Origin of the sequence: Paracoccus actinidiae (genome assembly GCF_030863885.1) — a bacterium.
GTDB classification, from domain to species: domain Bacteria; phylum Pseudomonadota; class Alphaproteobacteria; order Rhodobacterales; family Rhodobacteraceae; genus Paracoccus; species Paracoccus everestensis.
The window spans coordinates 882,658-901,067 of the sequence record NZ_CP132956.1 but is presented as its reverse complement, the minus strand read 5'-3'; the positions used below and the strand labels follow the sequence as shown (position 1 = coordinate 901,067).

General features: G+C 66.1%; 21 protein-coding genes. 6 read left to right on the top strand and 15 right to left on the bottom strand.

The features are described from left to right. Positions 1 to 30 precede the first annotated feature (30 nt). The 6 genes from Q5701_RS04540 to Q5701_RS04515 all read right to left on the bottom strand — a co-directional run bounded on the left by Q5701_RS04540 (position 31) and on the right by Q5701_RS04515 (position 6,281). Complete coding sequence (locus Q5701_RS04540) at positions 31 to 2,127, bottom strand: OmpA family protein (protein WP_306753987.1); 2,097 nt, start codon at positions 2,125 to 2,127, stop codon at positions 31 to 33. 163 nt (positions 2,128 to 2,290) lie between these two features. Continuing rightward, positions 2,291 to 3,133, bottom strand: coding sequence for a ferredoxin--NADP reductase (locus Q5701_RS04535; protein ID WP_306753986.1), 843 nt, complete (start codon positions 3,131 to 3,133; stop codon positions 2,291 to 2,293). A gap of 48 nt (positions 3,134 to 3,181) precedes the next feature. Then, positions 3,182 to 3,568 carry a DUF934 domain-containing protein gene (locus tag Q5701_RS04530; protein ID WP_306753984.1) on the bottom strand — a complete coding sequence of 129 codons (387 nt, stop codon included), beginning with the start codon at positions 3,566 to 3,568 and terminating at the stop codon, positions 3,182 to 3,184. Further along, a complete protein-coding gene (locus Q5701_RS04525; RefSeq protein ID WP_234853955.1) occupies positions 3,565 to 4,296 on the bottom strand; it encodes a phosphoadenylyl-sulfate reductase in 732 nt (243 codons plus the stop codon). The genes Q5701_RS04530 and Q5701_RS04525 overlap by 4 nt, the downstream gene beginning before the upstream one ends. After that, a complete protein-coding gene (locus Q5701_RS04520; RefSeq protein ID WP_306753983.1) occupies positions 4,289 to 5,947 on the bottom strand; it encodes a nitrite/sulfite reductase in 1,659 nt (552 codons plus the stop codon). The genes Q5701_RS04525 and Q5701_RS04520 overlap by 8 nt, the downstream gene beginning before the upstream one ends. After that, positions 5,940 to 6,281, bottom strand: a complete 342-nt coding sequence (locus Q5701_RS04515) for a DUF2849 domain-containing protein (RefSeq protein WP_234853957.1) — start codon at positions 6,279 to 6,281, stop codon at positions 5,940 to 5,942. Before Q5701_RS04515 ends, Q5701_RS04520 begins: the two co-directional genes overlap by 8 nt. A 101-nt stretch (positions 6,282 to 6,382) precedes the next feature. Here Q5701_RS04515 and Q5701_RS04510 point away from each other — a divergent pair, with 101 nt between their 5' ends. The 3 genes from Q5701_RS04510 to Q5701_RS04500 are packed head-to-tail and all read left to right on the top strand — an operon-like array spanning position 6,383 to position 8,259. Continuing rightward, on the top strand, positions 6,383 to 6,898 hold the full coding sequence (locus Q5701_RS04510) for an Lrp/AsnC family transcriptional regulator (protein WP_234853958.1): 516 nt from the start codon (positions 6,383 to 6,385) through the stop codon (positions 6,896 to 6,898). Positions 6,899 to 6,922: 24 nt separating this feature from the next. Further along, on the top strand, positions 6,923 to 7,279 hold the full coding sequence (gene arsC, locus Q5701_RS04505) for an arsenate reductase (glutaredoxin) (protein ID WP_306753982.1): 357 nt from the start codon (positions 6,923 to 6,925) through the stop codon (positions 7,277 to 7,279). Further along, positions 7,279 to 8,259 carry a GT-B fold glycosyltransferase domain-containing protein gene (locus tag Q5701_RS04500; RefSeq protein WP_306753981.1) on the top strand — a complete coding sequence of 327 codons (981 nt, stop codon included), beginning with the start codon at positions 7,279 to 7,281 and terminating at the stop codon, positions 8,257 to 8,259. The genes arsC and Q5701_RS04500 overlap by 1 nt, the downstream gene beginning before the upstream one ends. Here the strand turns inward: Q5701_RS04500 and Q5701_RS04495 are convergent. The 4 genes from Q5701_RS04495 to ileS all read right to left on the bottom strand — a co-directional run bounded on the left by Q5701_RS04495 (position 8,256) and on the right by ileS (position 13,003). Further along, entirely contained in the window at positions 8,256 to 8,669 is a 414-nt protein-coding gene (locus Q5701_RS04495) for an OsmC family protein (protein ID WP_306753979.1), read from the bottom strand. The two genes, Q5701_RS04500 and Q5701_RS04495, sit on opposite strands and share 4 nt — an antisense overlap. Before the next feature lie 62 nt (positions 8,670 to 8,731). Further along, positions 8,732 to 9,769 (bottom strand): L-glyceraldehyde 3-phosphate reductase, encoded by a 1,038-nt coding sequence (gene mgrA / locus Q5701_RS04490; protein WP_306753978.1) that lies wholly within the window; start codon positions 9,767 to 9,769, stop codon positions 8,732 to 8,734. Next, a complete protein-coding gene (locus Q5701_RS04485; protein WP_306753977.1) occupies positions 9,762 to 10,040 on the bottom strand; it encodes a DUF3253 domain-containing protein in 279 nt (92 codons plus the stop codon). The genes mgrA and Q5701_RS04485 overlap by 8 nt, the downstream gene beginning before the upstream one ends. Then, the gene (gene ileS, locus Q5701_RS04480; RefSeq protein WP_306753975.1) at positions 10,037 to 13,003 is read right to left on the bottom strand and encodes an isoleucine--tRNA ligase; all 2,967 of its coding nucleotides are present in this window, start codon (positions 13,001 to 13,003) and stop codon (positions 10,037 to 10,039) included. The genes Q5701_RS04485 and ileS overlap by 4 nt, the downstream gene beginning before the upstream one ends. Positions 13,004 to 13,134: 131 nt before the next feature. Here ileS and Q5701_RS04475 point away from each other — a divergent pair, with 131 nt between their 5' ends. Then, positions 13,135 to 13,959: a DUF6635 family protein gene (locus Q5701_RS04475; protein WP_306753973.1), complete on the top strand. Its 825-nt coding sequence runs from the start codon at positions 13,135 to 13,137 to the stop codon at positions 13,957 to 13,959. On the opposite strand, the gene queF is transcribed toward Q5701_RS04475, so the two are convergent. Continuing rightward, entirely contained in the window at positions 13,956 to 14,417 is a 462-nt protein-coding gene (queF, locus tag Q5701_RS04470; protein ID WP_234853965.1) for a preQ(1) synthase, read from the bottom strand. The two genes, Q5701_RS04475 and queF, sit on opposite strands and share 4 nt — an antisense overlap. Before the next feature lie 120 nt (positions 14,418 to 14,537). On the opposite strand from queF, the gene Q5701_RS04465 reads away from it, so the two are divergent. After that, positions 14,538 to 14,939 (top strand): group III truncated hemoglobin, encoded by a 402-nt coding sequence (locus tag Q5701_RS04465; RefSeq protein WP_306753970.1) that lies wholly within the window; start codon positions 14,538 to 14,540, stop codon positions 14,937 to 14,939. Here Q5701_RS04465 and Q5701_RS04460 read toward each other — a convergent pair. The 4 genes from Q5701_RS04460 to ispH all read right to left on the bottom strand — a co-directional run bounded on the left by Q5701_RS04460 (position 14,936) and on the right by ispH (position 17,651). Continuing rightward, on the bottom strand, positions 14,936 to 15,568 hold the full coding sequence (locus Q5701_RS04460; protein ID WP_234853967.1) for a trimeric intracellular cation channel family protein: 633 nt from the start codon (positions 15,566 to 15,568) through the stop codon (positions 14,936 to 14,938). The two genes, Q5701_RS04465 and Q5701_RS04460, sit on opposite strands and share 4 nt — an antisense overlap. Beyond that, positions 15,565 to 16,032: a ribonuclease HI gene (gene rnhA / locus Q5701_RS04455; protein ID WP_306753968.1), complete on the bottom strand. Its 468-nt coding sequence runs from the start codon at positions 16,030 to 16,032 to the stop codon at positions 15,565 to 15,567. The genes Q5701_RS04460 and rnhA overlap by 4 nt, the downstream gene beginning before the upstream one ends. Further along, complete coding sequence (locus Q5701_RS04450) at positions 16,025 to 16,630, bottom strand: glutathione S-transferase family protein (protein WP_306753967.1); 606 nt, start codon at positions 16,628 to 16,630, stop codon at positions 16,025 to 16,027. The genes rnhA and Q5701_RS04450 overlap by 8 nt, the downstream gene beginning before the upstream one ends. Before the next feature lie 64 nt (positions 16,631 to 16,694). Then, on the bottom strand, positions 16,695 to 17,651 hold the full coding sequence (gene ispH / locus Q5701_RS04445; protein WP_306753966.1) for a 4-hydroxy-3-methylbut-2-enyl diphosphate reductase: 957 nt from the start codon (positions 17,649 to 17,651) through the stop codon (positions 16,695 to 16,697). 257 nt (positions 17,652 to 17,908) lie between these two features. On the opposite strand from ispH, the gene secG reads away from it, so the two are divergent. Beyond that, positions 17,909 to 18,406 carry a preprotein translocase subunit SecG gene (secG, locus tag Q5701_RS04440; RefSeq protein ID WP_306753965.1) on the top strand — a complete coding sequence of 166 codons (498 nt, stop codon included), beginning with the start codon at positions 17,909 to 17,911 and terminating at the stop codon, positions 18,404 to 18,406. Positions 18,407 to 18,410 lie beyond the last annotated feature (4 nt).

Below are 18,410 nucleotides of genomic sequence, written 5' to 3'. Positions count from 1 at the left end.
AGGCCCCGGCAATGACCGGGGCCTTTCCTTTTATTGTGCCTGCGCCGTTTGCAGCAGATCGGTGATCCGCCGGACCGCAGCGCGGCGGTTTTCACGCACATCGCCTTCCTGGCGCACCTGCGGGAATTGCTCTCCATAGCCTTGCACGACAAGGTTCTCGGGCGGCACCTGGAAATACTCGGACAAGGCCAGGGCCACCGATTCCGCGCGGCGGTCGGACAGCGCCAGGTTTGCCGCATCGGCGCCGACCGTATCGGTATGGCCTTCGATCAGGAACATCTCCTGCGGGTTCTGCGCAACAGCGTCCTGGATCACGCTGCCCAATGTCGACAGCTGCGTGGCCTGGTCAGGAGAGATCGCCGCCGATCCGGTGTCAAAGGTGATGGCGTCGATCGTGACCGGCGGGACCAGGGCGCGAACCTGGGGAATGGACCGCACCTGGCCAAGCGTGAAACGGCGGTCGACATTCACTTGCCGTTGCAAGGCTTCGCGCAAGGCTGCCTCGTCCTGGGACACGCCGGTGGCCGTGACCGGCGCGGGGGCCGGCAGGGTGGCCAGATCGACGGGTTCGACCTCGGCCGTGTCGTCGATCAGGCGGGTCTGGGTGCCGTCGGGGGAAACCAGCGTGCGGCGCAGCACGCGCAGATCCGCGTCGCGGATGGTCACGACGCGGCTGCCATCGGCACGGGTCACGACCGTGCGCGACGATCCGTCATCGAAGTTCTCGGTCGCCACGGTGGATCCGGGCTGGCGCAGCAGGGCGACCTCGTCCTTGATCACCTCCTGGCTGCCGTCGGCGCGGGTCACCACGACCCGGTCGGGGGCACTCAGCGCGACCTGGCGGTTGTTGTTCAGATAGCTGCCGACCGCAACCGCGCCCAGGCCCAGCAGCAGGGCTTTGGCCAGGTCGTTGTTGTCGTCGTCATCCTCCTCGCGCGCGGCAGGCTGTTCCCCTTGCGGGGCCAGGGCGTCGCGCAGGCTGGTCGCGAAATCCTCGGACGAGGAGCGGCTGTTTTCCTCGGTGATCTCCTGTTCGACGATCTCACCTTCCTGGTCGTCATCCAGGGCGGCGGCCGTAGATCCACCGGTTTCCTCGGCGGCCTGCTGGGCGCCTTCGGTCGGGGCCGCATCCACTTCGGGCGCGGCCGCGGGTGCTGCCTGGGCAGGTTGGCCTGCCGCCTGCTCGCTGGCGGGGGATTCAGGTTCCGCCTGTTCGCGGGCCAAGGCGTCGCGCAACGTATTCTCGTCGGGCGTGGCGGGTGCCGCATCCGTCTCGGTTTCGGCTTGGGCGGGTTCATTCTCGGCCTCAGGGGCCGGCTGTTCGCCCTGCTGTTCAGCCTGGAGCGCCTCACCCAGGGGGTCGCCGCCTTCTGCCTGCGGGGCCTCGGCATCTGCCGGGGCCGGTTCGGGACGGTCGGCTTGCTGTTCGCGGGCAGCGGCGGCCTCGGCCGGGCGTTCCTCGTCTTGCTGACGGGCCGCATCGGCTGCGGCAGGGCGTTCCCCGCTCTGTTCGCGGGCAGCCTCTACCGGGCGTTCGGCCTGGCCCTCGGCCGTGGACTGCTCCTGCTCGGCCTGCCGTTCGGCACGGTCTTGCGCACGCTGCGACTTGCCTTCCTGATCGGCAGGACGTTCGGCCTGCACGGGCCGTTCTTCCTGTTGTTCACGTTGGGCCGGGGCCGGGCGTTCGGCGGATTCAGGCTGTGCCTGGGCCTCCTCCGGCTCAGCCTCTTGTGCGGCTTCCTGCGGCTCTGGCGCAGCGGCGGGTTCGGCAGCCTCTGCCGGTTCGGCCTGCGGCTCAGGCGCAGGTTCGGGGGCGTCCTCGACCGGGGCGGGCGCTTCCGGTTCGGCAGGCGCCTCGGTCGGCTCGGGGGCGGGCTGCGGTTCCTCTACCGGAGGTTCGGCTGCTTCGGGGGCAGCTTCCTCGACGGGGGCTTCGGCGGATTCGGGCGCAGCCTCGGCAGGGGCTTCAGCCGCCGGTTCGGCTTGGGTTTCGGCGGGCTGTTCCTGGGCAGGCGGAACGGGCGGCTGTTCCCCCTCGGCCGGTGCGCCCTGGGCCTGGGCCATTGGCGGCACCAGCAGCGACAGGCAGGCCACGATGGCGGTGGTGTTGTGGATCATGCGGCGCATGGCAATTCCCTTCCCTGGAACGGCTTCATCTGTTGAGGATCTAACCGGCGGATGAAGACACGGGTTCCAAACATCAGCGTGACCGCTGCGTGATCGGCGGAAAGAACCCATGAAAAAAGGCGCAGTCGATGCCGCGCCCTTCGTGCCGTTTTTGGGATGTGACCTAGACGCCGTCGCCCACGAAGGCCTTTTCGACCACGAATTCCTTGGGGTCCGAATTAGCCCCTTCGCGCAGGCCAAAGCCTTCCAGCACCGTCTTTACGTCGACGTTGAAGGCAAGGCTGCCGCAGACCATGGCGCGGTCGGTTTCCGGGCTGATCGGCGGCAGGCCCAGATCCGCGAATACCTTGCCCGAAGTCAGGTTGTCGGTGATCCGGCCCATCCGGGGCGAAGCCTCCCGCGTGGTGGTGGGGTAATAGATCAGCCGGCTGGCGAATTCCTCGCCGTAAATCTCGCCCAGCAGGGGATCGTGCTTCAGGTTTTCCACCAATTCGCGGCCATAGGACAGTTCCTCGGCCGTGCGGCAGGTGTGCATCATCACGACCTGTTCGTACCGCTCGAAGGTCTCGGGGTCGCGCATCAGGCTGGCGAAAGGCGCGATGCCGGTGCCGGTCGCCAGGAACCACAGCCGCTTGCCGGGCAGCAGCGCGTCCAGCACCAGCGTGCCCACGGGCTTGGGGCGCAGGATGATCTCGTCCCCCGGCTTGATGTGCTGCAGCTTCGAGGTCAGCGGCCCGTCCGGCACCTTGATCGAATAGAATTCCAGTTCCTCGTCCCAGTTGGGGCTGGCAATGGAATAAGCGCGCAGCAACGGCTTGCCGTTGTCGCCCAGCAGCCCGATCATCACGAATTCGCCCGACCGGAATCGCAGGCTGGCGGGCCGCGTCACCCGGAACGAGAACAGGCTGTCCGTCCAATGCCTGACCGCCGTCACCGTCTGGGCGTCGGGAAGCGTCTTGGAAACGGTCTTGGGGGCAGCGTCGGCCACGGGAATGTCCAGGGTCATGGGAAGTCCTGCTTGTTCTAGTCGATGGGGCGGCGGGGCGAAACCCCTTCAGCCCGCCAGTTGGGCGCGGTGGTCGAAGGCCTTCCAGTCGGTCCGGGCGATCCACTGGTCCTGCGGCTGGCGGGCGGCGATGTCGGGGGCCACCTCGACCTCGTCAAAGCCCACGCGGCGGGCCATGGCGTATTGATCCGCGATCAAGCGGCCCGAGGCGCGAAGGCGGCCCTTGAAGCCCAGTTCACGCAAACGGCGGGCCAGCGAAAAGCCACGCCCATCGGTAAAGGACGGAAATTCGATGGCGATCAGGTCGCGGTCCAGATGCTGGGCCAGGTCGGCCAGCGGGGTATCGGGGGCAAGGGTTTCCTCGGCCTCGTCCACCAGGGGGTGAAAGCCGTCGTCGCGCGCGATCACGCGTTCGCTGTTCAACCGTTCGGTCATGCCGGAACCTTTCCGCGGACGATCTTGCCGCCAATGAAGTGGATGCCGCATTCGGACTTGTCGCTGCCCCGCCACCGCCCTGCGCGCGGATCCTCGCCCGGCTTCACGGGGGACGTGCAGGGCGCGCAGCCGATGGACGGATAGCCGCGGGCCACCAGCGGATGACGCGGCAGGTTGTTCTCGATCATGTATTCCTGGACATCTTCACTGCGCCAATGGGCCAGCGGGTTGATGCGCAGGCGCAAGGGCTGCTCGGGTTCGAAGAATTCGAGTGCCGCGCGGTCGCTGTTCTGGAACCGCTTGCGACCCGTGATCCAGGCGTCATAGCCCGACAGCGCGCCTTCCAGCGGCACGGTCTTGCGCAGGTCGCAGCAGGCATTGGCGTCGAACTGGTGCAGCGTCCCGTCGGGATCCTGGCGCGCGACCTGCGCCGGATCGGCGCGTATCACCTGCACATTGGTCAGGCCCAGCCTGGCCGACACGTCGCGTTGGTATTCCAGCGTTTCCGGAAACAGCATCTGCGTGTCGATGAACAGCACCGGCAGGCCCGGCGCCACCCGGCTGACCATGTGCAGCAGCACCACCGATTCCGCCCCGAAGGACGACACAAGGGCCACCCGGCCCAGGTCGGGGTCGGATACGGCGCGGCGCAGAACCTCGGTCGCGGCATGGTGCCGGTATCGGTCGTTCAACCGCGCGGCGCGGCTGTCCAGGCTGTCATCAAGCATGGGCAGGCTCGGGATAGAGCGCGGCCTTGAACGGGGCCGGACCAAGCCGCCGATAGGCGTCGATGAAGCGTTCGGATGCGTCCGTGCGAAGGTCCAGATAAGCGCGCATCAGGCGGTCGATGGCCGGGACGACCTCCTCGATCGGGAAGCCCGCGCCGGCACGCTCGCCGATGGCCGGGATGTCGTAACCATCGCCGCCCAGCGTGATCTGATAGTTTTCCACCCCTGCCCGGTCCAGCCCCAGGATGCCGATATGGCCCAGATGGTGATGTCCGCAGGCGTTGATGCAGCCCGAGATGCGGATGTTCAGCTTGCCGATCTCGTCTTCCAGGCCATTGTCCTTGAAATGGGTGGCGATATCCTGCGCGATGGGGATCGAGCGGGCGGTGGCCAGCGTGCAGTAGTCCATGCCCGGGCAGGCGATGATGTCGCTGGTCAGGCCGGCATTCGCCACCGCCAGCCCGGCCTTTTGCAAGGCGGAATAAACGGCGGGCAGGTCCGATTTGTGGACATGGGGCAGCACGACGTTCTGGTCGTGGCTGATGCGCAGGTCGGCATGGCCATACTGTTCCGCCAGATCGGCCAGCAGGCGCATCTGGTCCGCACCGGCGTCGCCCGGCGTTTCGCCATGCGTCTTGAAGGTCACGATCACGCTGGCATAGCCGGGGCTCTTGTGGGCGTGCAGGTTGGTGTCCGTCCAGCTGCGGAAGGCGCCGTTCTTCGCACGCTCGGCCTCGTAACCCTCGGTTCCGGCATTGCGGAAGGCGGGGGCGGCAAAGCGGTCGCGGAAGATCGCCAGCGCCTCGCGGTCGGCGCCGTGGAAGTCGCGGCGGCGGTTCTGGAACTCCTCCTCGACCTCGGCCTTGAAGACATCCAGGCCGCGTTCGTGGACGGTGATCTTGATGCGGGCCTTGTACTTGTTGTCGCGGCGTCCCGACAGGTTGTAGGTCGCGATGATCGCCTCGATATAGGCCAGCAGGTCGGCTTCGGGCAGAAAGTCGCGGATCACCTTGCCCAGCATGGGGGTGCGGCCCAGACCGCCGCCCACCCAGACCTCGAAGCCCGTCTGGCCGTCCTTCTGGATCAGGCGCAGCCCGATGTCATGGGCGGCAACCAGGGCGCGGTCGCGGGCCGCGCCGGTAATGGCGATCTTGAACTTGCGCGGCAGGAACTGGAATTCGGCGTGGTCGGTGGACCAGCTGCGCAGCAGTTCCGCATAAGGGCGCGGGTCGATGTATTCGTCGGCGGCAGCCCCCGCAAAGGCATCGGTCGTGACGTTGCGGATCGTGTTGCCGCTGGTCTGGATGGCGTGCATCCCGACGGATGCCAGCTTGTCCAGCATGTCGGGGATATCCACCAGCCGGGGCCAGTTGAACTGGATGTTCTGCCGCGTCGTCCAGTGGCCATAGCCCTTGTCATAGGTTTCAGCCAGATGGGCCAGCATCCGCATCTGGTCGGGGCTGATCGTGCCATAGGGAATGGCGATCCGCAGCATATAGGCGTGCAGTTGCAGGTAAACGCCGTTCATCAGGCGCAGGGGCCGGAATTCGTCTTCCGTCAGGCTGCCGTCCAGGCGACGTTCGACCTGGGCGCGGAACTGGGCCGCACGGTGGCGCACATAGTCGGTTTCGACGGGACGAACATCAAACATTGCTGGCCTCGGTCAGGTTGGCTTGCTTCAGGGTCTGGATGCCGTGGAAGTAATTCGACGGCCCGCGCTGCCGGAACGCTTCGCGGAAATGGGCGGGTTCGGGACCGTTGGGGCCGCGCCGTGCCTCGACCAGATAGGGGCCGACGACGATGTTGGACTGGCCCACCGCCTTCAGCAGCGCCAGATCGGCGATGGCCTCGTCCTCGAAAAGGGTCGCGTGGGCGGGATCGGCGGTCCAGCCATCCTCGCACATCCAGACGTTATGGCCTTCGCGCAGATCGTTTGCGGTGATGACGCCGGGTTTCGCGGCCGTCGGGGTGAAGGCTTTGCTCATGACACGGACCCTTTCCGATAGGTTCTAGCAATATAGAATTTTGTTCTGGATCTTTACGATAGGGTCGGGAAAATAAGGACATTCAATCCCGATGGTTCCCCATGTCAGAACAGCTTCCACAGATTGCCGGTGCCACCAAAACGAATTTCCGGCTGGACGAGGTGGATCGCAAAATCCTGTCCCTGCTGCAAGAGGATGCAAGCCTGTCGCTGGACCAGATCGCCGACCGCGTGGGCGCGTCCAAGACCCCCGTCTGGAACCGGATCCGCAAGCTCCGAGAGGCTGGCGTGATCCGCCGCCAGGTCGCGATCCTGGACCCCGAGGCCCTGGGGCTGGAGGCCTGCTTCTTCGTGCTGATCCGCACCAGCGAACATGACAAGACCTGGGCCGCGCGGTTCCTCAAGGCGCTTCGCGAGCGCCCCGAGGTGATCGAGGCCCACCGGCTGGCGGGCGACATCGACTATATCCTCAAGGTGCAGGTCAGGAACGCGCGCGCCTATGACCGATTCTACCAGTCGCTGATCGGCGAGGTGAAGATCCACAACGTCACCGCCCTGTTGTCGATGGAGGAGATCAAGGCGACCAGTGCGCTTCCCATTCCGGACGTTACGCGCTAGGGTTGTGCCACGTTTGGGGGCCTCATGTCCGACTATACCATCTGGCACAATCCGAAATGCTCGACCTCGCGCTTTGTGCTGCAAGCCTTGCGGGATGCCGGGGCGGATGTGACGGTGCGCGACTATCTGGCGCAGCCGCCTTCGACTGTCGAACTGCGCGCGGCCCTGGACCGGCTGGGCATGGCCCCCCGCGACCTGCTGCGGCGCAGGAACACGCCTTACGACGAACTGGGTCTGGGCGACCCGAAGCTGTCCGATGATGCGCTGATCCAGGCGATGTCGGATCACCCCGCGCTGATCGAGCGCCCCGTGGTCTTCGGCCCGGCGGGCGCACGGCTGTGCCGGCCCAAGGAAACCGTCTTCGACCTGCTGGCACGCTGATGGCTGCGTCGAATCTGCTGATCGTGGCCCAGGCCGGTCGCCTGGAATTCCAGGCGATCATCTTCGCCGCCAGCCTGCGCCACGCTGCCCCCGATTTCACCGGCCGCCTGATCGTGGCGGAACCCCAGCCCGAAGGCGCATGGGCGGGCCATGATACGCGGATCGGGGACGATACCCGCGCCTTGCTGGACAGCCTGGGGGCCGAGGTCACGCCCTTTTCCGCCCGCCATTTCGGAGCAGCCTATCCTTACGGCAACAAGATCGAGGCCTTGTCGATCCTGCCCCCCGACAGCCCCTTTGTCTTTTTCGACAGCGACACGTTGATCACCGGCCCCCTGGATCAGGTGCCTTTCGGCAATCGCCCCGCAGCATCGATGCGCCGCGAGGGGACGTGGCCGGAACCGCCGCTGTATGGGCCCGGATATGCGGCGATCTGGAAATCGCTTTATGACCGCTTTGGCCTGGACTTCGCGTCGTCCCTGGACCTGTCGCAGCCGGACGAGCATTGGGAACGCTATCTGTATTTCAACGCAGGCTGGTTCTGCGGTCCCGATCCTGCGGCCTTTTCCCAGCGATTCCTGGACTGGGCATTGTCCGTGCGCCGCGACCCACCCGATGAGCTGGCCTGCCAAAGCCTGAACCCCTGGCTGGACCAGGTGGTCTTGCCCTTGGTCGTCCACAGCCTGGGCGGCGGGCGCCCCGGTGTTGAGTTGGCCGGGCTTGATGGCACTGTCAGCTGCCATTACCGCAACCTGCCGCTGCTTTACGCACGCGAATCCGACGCGGTGCTGGACGTGCTGGAAACCGCCACCGCGCCCAACCGCATCAAGAAGAGGCTGCGGGAATGGGAACCGGCCAAGAAGCTGATCTATCAGGGCAAGGGCCGCGACAAGGTGCGGCCGCTGTTCGCGGGCGGGCTGCCGTCCAAGGAAAAGCCGATCCGGCAGACGCTGAAAAAGAACGGCTGGTGGTGGGACTAGCCGCCCTGTGCTGCCGAAATTGAAACCGGGATGCCACGCTGCAGGGAGCAGCCCACCATCGAACTGGTCCTGGCCTCGTCGATCAAGGGCTGCGGGTCGGATCCGTCATCCATGGCGCATTGCACCACCATCTCGGCCCCGGTGGCGATTGGCGGATCGCCCTCCATCGTCAGATGCACCTTGACCGCGAACGAGGCGACACAGACCCCTCGCCTGTGCGCGATATAGCGCAAGTCGTTGCAGAAGCACCCGCCAATCGCCAAGGCCAGCAACTGCGCGCCGTTGAACCCCAGGCCCATGCCCCCCGCCTTGCCCTCGGGACGGTCGGCGATGATGCAATGGGTGCCGGCCCAGCCCACCGCGGCCTCGGTCCCCGGAACGTTCATCAGGCTGATGCTGACAACAGGCATGGCGGCGGCCCCCTGCGGCTGATCCGGGACCAGCCTAGCACGGGACGGGCCGCCCTGTCGCCTTACCCCTCGCCCGCGTCCTCGGTCGATCCGCGCCAGATGTTCACATCGCCGCCTGCCGACAGATCGTCGATGCGGGACAGTTCTTCGGCGGTGAAATCCAGCCGATCCAGTGCGCCGACGCAATCCGCAACCTGCGACGGACGCGAGGCGCCGATCAGCGCACTGGTCACGCGGCCGTCGCGCAGGGTCCAGGCCACAGCCATCTGCGCCAGGCTTTGCCCGCGTGCGGCCGCCAGGTCGTTCAACCCGTTCAGGCGCTGGATCATGTCATCCGTCAGCCAATCCTGCGCCAGCGACTTGCCCTGGGCCGCGCGGCTGTCGGCAGGGATGCCGTTCAGGTATTTGCCCGTCAGCATCCCCTGGGCCAGCGGCGTAAAGACGATGCTGCCCATGCCCGCATCATCCAGCGTGTCCAGCAACCCGTCACGCTCGATCCAGCGGTTCAGCAGGTTATAGCTGGGCTGGTGGATCAGGCAGGGCGTTCCCATGTCGCGCAGGATCGCCACCGCCTCGCGCGTGCGGGCACTGTTATAGCTGCTGATGCCCACGTAAAGCGCGCGTCCCGACCGGACGATATGATCCAGCGCGCCCATGGTTTCCTCCAGGGGCGTGTCGGGATCGAAGCGATGGGAATAGAAGATATCGACGTGATCCAGGCCCATCCGCTTCAGCGACTGGTCGCAGGATTGGACCAGGTATTTGCGGCTTCCGTATTCGCCATAAGGACCGGGCCACATCCGCCATCCGGCCTTGCTGCTGATGACCAGTTCGTCGCGAAGTCCGGCAAAATCGGTGCGCAGGATGTCCCCGAAGGCCTCCTCGGCGCTGCCGGGGGGCGGGCCATAGTTGTTGGCCAGGTCGAAATGGGTGATGCCCAGATCAAAGGCCGTGCGGCAGATGTCTCGCTTGGTCTGGTGGGGCGTGTCATGGCCGAAATTGTGCCACAGCCCCAGGCTGATTGCGGGCAGCAGCAGCCCGGACCGCCCGCAGCGGCGGTATTGCATCCGGTCGTAACGGTCGCTTGCAGGTTTATACATCGCGGTCCTCGGTTGATGGGGCGGGTCCAAGGCGGATTAGTCCCCGGATATCCGGCCCGGCGATGCGCGTCCCGCCCTGGGTGATGCTCAGCAAGCCCTGGTCCGCCAGCAGCAAGGCCTGATCCCGGATCGGCTGCATCAGCGGCCGCCAGTCGGCGGCCAGGTCGCGCGCGATTTCGCTGGGACAGCAGGTCGTGCCGGGACGCAGCCGTTCCACCTGGTCAAGAATGGCCCGCGCAAGATCCATCCCGCGCGGGCCGGGATCGGTCATGCCAGCACGTCGTCGCAGCGGGCGCAGACCCCGGGATGGTCGTGCGTCCCCACATCGGGCAGGATCTTCCAGCATCGCTGGCATTTCTCGCCTTCCGCCAGTTCAAAGACCACGCCCATGTCGGGGGTCTCCGCCATGCGGAACGCCTCCGCCGGGGCCGGGTCCAGCGTCAGCGACAGATCCGAGGTGATGCAGACATCCGCGAAATCCACGGATTTCAGCGCGGCCAACATGTCGGCGTCCTCGACATGGACAACGGGCGCGGCCTCCAGGCTGGCGCCGATGGTCTTGTCGGTGCGCTTGACCTCCAATGCGGCGGTGACAACGCGGCGGGCGCGGCGGACATGGTCCCATTTCGCGGCCAGAGGCTCGTTCAGCCAATCGGCGGGCGTGGTCGGGAAGTCGTGCAGGTGGACGCTGTCGTCGTCAGACGGGAAGCGCGACAGCCACACATCCTCGGTCGTGAAGGGCAGGATCGGGGCCAGCCAGGTCACAAGGCGGTGGAACACGGTGTCCAGCACCGTCCGCGCGGCGCGGCGGCGCGGGTCGCCGGGCGCATCGCAGTAAAGCGCGTCCTTGCGGATGTCGAAATAGAACGCCGACAGATCCACGGTGCAGAACTGGAACAGCGTCTGGAACACGCCCTGGAAGTCGAACTGGTCGTATCCCTTGCGCACCGCGTGATCCAGTTGCGCCAGCCGGTGCAGCACCCACTGCTCCAACTCCGGCATCTGGGCCGGGTCGATCTTTTCGGCATCCGTGAACCCATCCAGCGCGCCCAGCAGGAAGCGCAGCGTGTTGCGCAAGCGGCGATAGCTGTCGGCGGTGCCTTTCAGGATTTCCGGCCCGATCCGCTGGTCGGCGGTGTAATCGGCCTGCGCCACCCACAGGCGCAGAATATCGGCGCCGTATTGCTCGATCACCTTGGCGGGGACGATGGTGTTGCCCAGCGACTTGGACATCTTCATGCCCTTTTCGTCCAGGGTGAAGCCATGCGTCACCACGTTGCGATAGGGCGCGCGTCCCTTGGTCGCGCAGCCTTGCAGCAAGGACGACTGGAACCAGCCGCGATGCTGGTCGGTGCCCTCCAGATAGACGTCGGCGATCCCGTCGGGTGCCCCGTCCGCCCGGTCGCGCAGCACGAACGCATGGGTTGAACCCGAGTCGAACCACACGTCCAGCACGTCCGTGACCTGATCGTAATCGTCCGGGTTCACGATGCCGTCCAGAACCTGGGCCTTGAAGCCATCGCGATACCAGACATCGGCGCCGTCCGCCTCGAACGCCGCGATGATGCGGTCGTTCACACGCTGGTCGCGCAGCAGGAAATCGTCGCCGGTGGGCTTTGCACCGCGACGCACGAAGCAGGTCAGCGGCACGCCCCAGGCCCGCTGGCGCGACAGCACCCAGTCAGGGCGGTTTTCCACCATGGAATGGATGCGGTTCCGCCCGGTCTGCGGCCACCATTTCACCAGCTTGTCGATGCTGGTCAGCGCCCGTGTGCGGATCGTGTCGCCATAGTCGTTCATGCCGTCGGTCAGCGGCTTGTCGATGGCCGCGAACCATTGCGGCGTGTTGCGATAGATCAGCGGCGCCTTGGATCGCCAGCTATGGGGATAGGAGTGCTTGATCTTGCCCTTGGCCAGCAGCGCACCCGCATAGGCAAGCTGCTTGATGACGCTGACATTGGCGGGGCCGTCCTTGCCATCCGCGTCGATGATCGCCTGCCCGCCGAATAGCGGCAGGTCGGCGCGATAGGATCCGTCAGGTTCGACGTTATAGGTCATGGGCAGCTTGAAGCGCAGGCCCATCTGATAGTCGTCGTCGCCGTGGCTGGGGGCGGTATGAACGAAGCCCGTGCCCGCATCGTCGGTGACATGGTCGCCGGGCAGAAGGGGCACGTCATAGTCCCATTCGCCATTGCCGCCCTCGACGCCGCGGAAGGGGTGGGCTAGGGTAAGACCAGCAAGATCGCCAGCAATTAAGTCTCGCCCTTGATAATATTTGGTCACTCGGGCTGCTTTGAAAACGTCGTGTGCAAGCTTCTTAGCAAGTATTACACGTTCACCTACTCGGGCAGTGCTATTTTCTTCAATTTCCACAACGTCGTAAAATGCGTATTCTATGCCGACGTTAAAAGCGACCGCGCGGTTCTGAGGAATCGTCCAAGGAGTAGTGGTCCAAATCAGGACCGAAGCATTATCGAACTCTCCAATGGATGGCATTGGGCCGTCAGAAGCAAATCGAGCTTTTTGTTCCGCTTTAGAAACCTTAAAACGCACCCAGATCGTGTGGCTGGTGTGGTCCTTGTATTCCACCTCGGCCTCGGCCAGGGCGGTCTTTTCCACCGGCGACCACATCACGGGCTTGGACCCCTGATACAGGGCGCCGTTCATCACCAGCTTCATGAACTCGGCCGCGATCACCGCCTCGGCATGGAAATCCATCGTCAGATAGGGGTCGTCCCACTTGCCGGTGATGCCCAGGCGCTTGAATTCCTGACGCTGGATGTCGATCCATTCGTCGGCAAAGCGGCGGCATTCCTGGCGGAACTCGACCACGTCCACGGCGTCCTTGTCACGGCCCTCGGCGCGGTATTTTTCCTCGATCTTCCATTCGATCGGCAACCCGTGGCAGTCCCAGCCGGGGACATAGCGCGCGTCGCGGCCCATCATCTGGTGGCTGCGCACGATGATGTCCTTGATGGTCTTGTTCAGCGCGTGGCCGATATGCAGGTGGCCGTTGGCATAGGGCGGGCCATCATGCAGGATGAAGGGCGCGCGCCCTTCGGCGCGTTCGCGCAGGCGGTCATAGATGCCGATGCGTTCCCAGCGGGCCAGCCATTCGGGTTCGCGCTGCGGCAGGCCCGCGCGCATGGGAAACTCGGTCTGCGGCAGGAACACGGTATCGCGGTAGTCGGGGGCGTCGGCGGTGACGGGATCGGCAGAGGTATCGGCGGCCATCGGGGCTTCCTTGGTGCGGAGGGTTCGGACATACAGGCGACCCGGCGGCGCGAAACCTCACGCCGCCGGGTTGCTAATTCGGGGTCCGAACGCCAGAAATTCCATGCCGACCTCTATAGGAACCCGCCCGCGTGCCCGCAACCCTGACCGATGATGTGCTTCGCCGCCGCAAAGATGCGGTAACGCGCTTCGTGCGCGACCGATACGGGCCGCGCGGCAGCCTGCGCCTGCACCGCGCGGCGCTTGGTTGGGATCTGTTGCGTGCGCCGGTCAACGTGATGCTGTCGCCGGTCTTTCTGCTGACCCGGCTGCTGGCCTGGACGCTGCCGCGCCTGGGGGCAAGACGCGCGGGCGCCTGGCTGGGCGCGCGGCGGGTCTTTTTGCCATCCGACATGGGCCGGGTGATCGCGGCAGACCTGATCCGCCTGGTGGCCGACCTGGACGCATCGGGCATCGGTCCCAACGCCCCGTCGGTCGCCGTCCGCCGCGAAGCCGCCGCCCTGGCCGAAACCCGCAATGCCGTGTCCGAGATCACCACCTCGATCATCGTGCTGGCAGGCGGCTGGCTGCTGTTCAGCCGTGCGACACCGGGCGTGATCTCTCTGGCCGGTCCGCTGGCCGAGATCCGCGCCCATTCCACTGCAGTCCGCGATTTCCTGCTGGGCGACAGCCTTGGCAAAGCCTGGTACTGGGCCTTTCCCGTGGAACTGTCCCCGTGGGAGGTCCTGCTGACCGGCGTCGCCTTGGCCGTGGCGGGATCCCTGGTCACGACCTTTGCCGGACTGATCGCCGATCCGGTCCAGCTTTGGGCCGGCACGCATCGCCGCCGCATCCTGCGCCTGCTGGACCGGCTGGACCGCGCCCAGCCCGGACCGGGCCTGGAACGCGAACACCTGCTGGCGCGGGCGGGCGATCTGTCGGAAGCCATGCTGATGCTGTGGCGAAACCTTCGCTAACCGCGTCCGCGATAGCCCGCCACGCCCTGGTCGGGCAGCCACAGCCCCGCAGGCGCAGCACCCGTTTGCCAGAATACGTCGATGGGCATCCCGCCGCGCGGATACCAGTAACCGCCGATGCGCAGCCATTGCGGTGCGATGGCATCCACCAGCCGCTTGCCGATACCGACGGTGCAATCCTCGTGAAAGGCGCCATGGTTGCGGAAGCTGCCCAGGAACAGCTTCAGCGACTTGGATTCCACCAGCCACTCGCCTGGCACATAATCGATCACCAGATGCGCGAAATCCGGCTGGCCGGTGATCGGGCACAGGCTGGTGAATTCGGGCTGGGTAAAGCGGACCGCGTAAACCTCGTCCGCCTGGGGGTTCGGGACGCGTTCCAGCACCGCCTGTCCGGGACTGGCGGGAAGGTCGGCTTTCGCGCCAAGCTGGGTCAGGGCGTCGGTGTAATGGGTCATTGGGAATCCTTCCGGGCAGGCGCGCGGGGATAGCAGCGGCCATCCGATGCGTCAAACCGCGCCCTTGCGTCGCGTCCCCCGCCGCGCCACATGGGGTCTGACCAAACGGATTCCTCTGCCATGATCCCGCCCCGCTTTGACGTCACCGCAGACCAGATCGACCAGGTCGTCGCCGTCTTTTATGGCGCCGTCCGCCGACACGAGGTGCTTGGCCCCATCTTTGCAGGCCACATCGCCGACTGGCCCGGTCACGAGGCGAAGATTGCCGCCTTTTGGCGCAACGCGATCCTGTATGAACGCAGCTATGACGGCAATCCGATGCGTGTGCATATGCAGGCGGGGGATGTGCGGGCGGATCACTTTCCGATCTGGCTGGGGCTGTTCGATGAAACCCTGCGCCGCACCCTGCCCCCGGACGCCGCCCGTGCCTGGTCGGCCCTGGCGCACCGGATCGGTGCCGGATTGCGCATGGGGGTCGAGGATCTGCGGGAACGCCGGATGGGGGTTCCCAGCCTGCGTTAACGCCGAGGCGGACGAGCGCGATAGGTCGGCAGGCTCCACCCCAAAAGCAGGCTGCCCGCGCGCAGGGCGATCACGACCAGGCCGCAAAAGATCAGCGCCACCGGTCGGGGCATTCCCACCCCGATCAGCGCCACGGCAACAACCGCGCCGCCAAAGGCCGCAGTCACATACAGTTCGCCCTGCTTCAGCACCATGGGCAGTTCGTTGCCCACCACATCGCGGATCAGCCCGCCGAAGGTGCCAGTCACGACACCCATGGCCACGACGACAATGGGGCTGACGCCCGCCGCCAGGGCCACGCCCGCGCCGGCGGGGACAGCCACCGCCAGAGCAAATGCGTCCAGCCAGACGATCAGGCTGTAGCGGCTTTCGAACAGATGCGCGGTAAAGAACACCAGCACCGCCGCGCCCGATGTCAGCAGGATCAGTTCGGGCTGCTGCACCCAGAACACCGCATCGCGGTTCAGGATCATGTCGCGCGTGGTGCCGCCGCCGATGCCGGTCAGCGTCGCAAAGAAGATAAAGCCCACCAGATCCAGTTGCGCCCGGCTGGCGACCAGGGCGCCAGTCAGCGCAAAGACCAGCACCGCGGCATAATCCAGCAGCAGGATCAGGACGCCCGGCGTCACCCCACGGCCTTGGCGGGCTTGAAGGGTGCCATGCCGCCGCGTGCCAGTTCGTCGGCGCGTTCGTTTTCGGGATGGCCCGCATGACCCTTTATCCAGGCCCAGGTCACGCTATGGCGCCGCTGCGCGTCATCCAGGCGCTGCCACAACTCGACATTCTTGACCGGCTTGCGGTCGGCGGTCTTCCAGCCGTTGCGCTTCCAGCCGTGGATCCACTGGGTCACGCCGTTCTTCACATAAGCGCTGTCGGTGGTGATGGTGATGGTGCTTGGCCGGGCCAGAACCTCAAGCGCGGAAATCGCCGCAATCAACTCCATCCGGTTGTTGGTGGTCAGTGCCTCGCCGCCCGCCAGTTCGCGTTCCTTGACAACGGTGCCGCCGTCCATTGCGCGCATCAACACGCCCCAGCCACCAGGGCCGGGATTGCCGCTGCACGCGCCATCGGTCCAGGCGAAAAGCTCAGCCATCCAGCCCCGCATATCCCGGCAATGCCGCCACACGGGCAAGCCAGCGGATGATCGCCGGAAACCGCGCCATGTCAAAGCCGCCGCGTTCGCCCGCCGTGTGGGTATAGACATAAAGGCAGATGTCGGCCAGGCTGACTCTGTCACCGACCAGCCAATCTCGGGCGGCCAGCCGATCCTCCATCACCCCCAGCAAGGCGTGGCCGCTGTCCAGCAGCGCGGCCATCCGGTCGGGCGTGGCCTGCGCACGGCGATGGGGATAGGTCAGCAGCGCGGCGCGCACGGCAATCACGCCTTCATGCTGGTTTTGTTCCCAGAACATCCAGGACAGCATTTCCGCCCGCCCGAACGGGTCGGCAGGGACAAACCCCGTCCCCTCGCCCAGCCAGCACAGGATCGCATTCGATTCCGGCAGCAGCCGCCCGTCGTCCAGCTCCAGCACCGGCGCCTTGCCAAAGGGAAGCCGCCCGGTTTCCCAGGCGTGGTCCAGGGCCCGGGTCTGGTATTCGACATCGACCGTCTCGACCGTCCGCCCCAACAGGGACAGCAGCAGCCGCACCTTGTAGCTGTTGCCCGAGGACGGCATGGAAAAAAGTCTCATCTGCTTTGCCTTGGCTGAAATATCCTCGGGGGGTCCGGGGGGCGAAGCGCCCCCGGCGCGTGCCTCAGGCGCTTTCGCGCAGCACCTTCGGCACCTTGAATTCGACGTTTTCCTGCGCCGTCTCGACGATCTCGACCGTCACGTCATAGCGGGCGCGGAAGGCGTCGATCACCTCGTTCACCAGCACCTCGGGGGCGCTTGCGCCGGCGGTAACGCCAACGGCCGTTGCCCCGTCGATGGCGCGCCAGTCGATCTGGTCCGCGCGCATCACCAGCTGCGCATAGGCGCAGCCCGCGGCCCTCCCGACCTCGACCAGGCGCTTCGAGTTCGACGAATTCGGCGCCCCGATGACCAGCAGCGCATCGATCTTGTGCGCGACCGCCTTGACCGCCGCCTGGCGGTTGGTGGTGGCATAGCAGATGTCTTCGCGGGCCGGACCCACGATAGCCGGGAACCGCGCCTGCAAGGCCGCCACGATTTCCGCCGTGTCATCGACCGACAGGGTGGTCTGGGTGATGAAGGCCAGCCGTCCGGGATCGCGGGGCGTGATGGCTGCCACGTCGGCAACGGTTTCGACCAGGATCACCTCGCCGGGGGGCAGTTGGCCCATGGTGCCCAGCACCTCGGGATGACCCTCATGGCCGATCATCACCATCTGCAGGCCCTCGGCATGATGGCGCGCGGCCTCGTTATGGACCTTGGTCACCAGCGGGCAGGTCGCGTCCACGTGGATCATGTTGCGCCGCCGCGCCTCGGCAGGCACCGCCTTGGGCACGCCATGGGCGGAAAAGATCACCGGGCGGTCATCGGGAACGTCGTCCAGTTCCTCGACAAAGATCGCGCCCTGGTCGCGCAGCCCGTCCACGACGAACTTGTTGTGCACGATCTCGTGGCGGACATAAACGGGTGCGCCCCATTTCTGCAGCGCCAGTTCGACGATCTTGATGGCACGGTCCACGCCGGCGCAAAACCCGCGCGGCGCGGCAAGATACAGCATCAGGGGCGGTTTCGCGTTTTCCATGGCCCCGAGGTAGCGCGGAAGGCCGCCCTCGTCCAGCGGCACGGGCGTCACAAAGCGGCAAGGACAAGGGCCAGCATCGTTCCTGACAGGAAAGAAGGCGCCGTGCCCTCGGGCGGCGCCCCCTCTGCACCTCGCGGCCCCCTTTCCGACCTTGGATCCCGCGCGCCCGATCATCGGCGCGGGCATTGGACACTCCGCTTGCCATCATCCGCCCGGGTGACTAGATAGGCGCGTCCGAATGTGAAAGGCCGAAAGCCGTGGAAAACGTCGTCCTGACCATCCATCTGATCCTCGCGGTTCTGCTGACCGGGGTGGTGCTGCTGCAACGGTCCGAAGGCGGCGGGCTGGGCATGGGCGGCGGCGGTGGCGGCGTCATGACCGGGCGCCAGGCCGCGAACGCCCTGACCCGGCTGACCTGGATCTTCGGCATCGCGCTGTTCGTGACCTCGATCGCGCTGACCATCATCGCCGCGCGGCAGGTGTCCAACAGCTCGATCATGGACCAGTTGGGCGTGCCCGCAAGCCGTCAGGAATCCACGCTGCCGCAGGCGCCGGCCTATGTGCCGCCGCCCACGACCGGCACGGCGGGCGATCCGCTGACCCCGCCCGCGCCCGACGCCCCGGCGGCTGACGCCCCCGCCCCTGCGCCCGAGGCTGCGGCCCCCGCGGTCGAACCCGTGGCGCCTCCTGCAGCCGAGGCACCGACGCCCGCCGCACCGGCACCCGCCGCACCGGCCCAAGCACCGGCGAACTGAACCA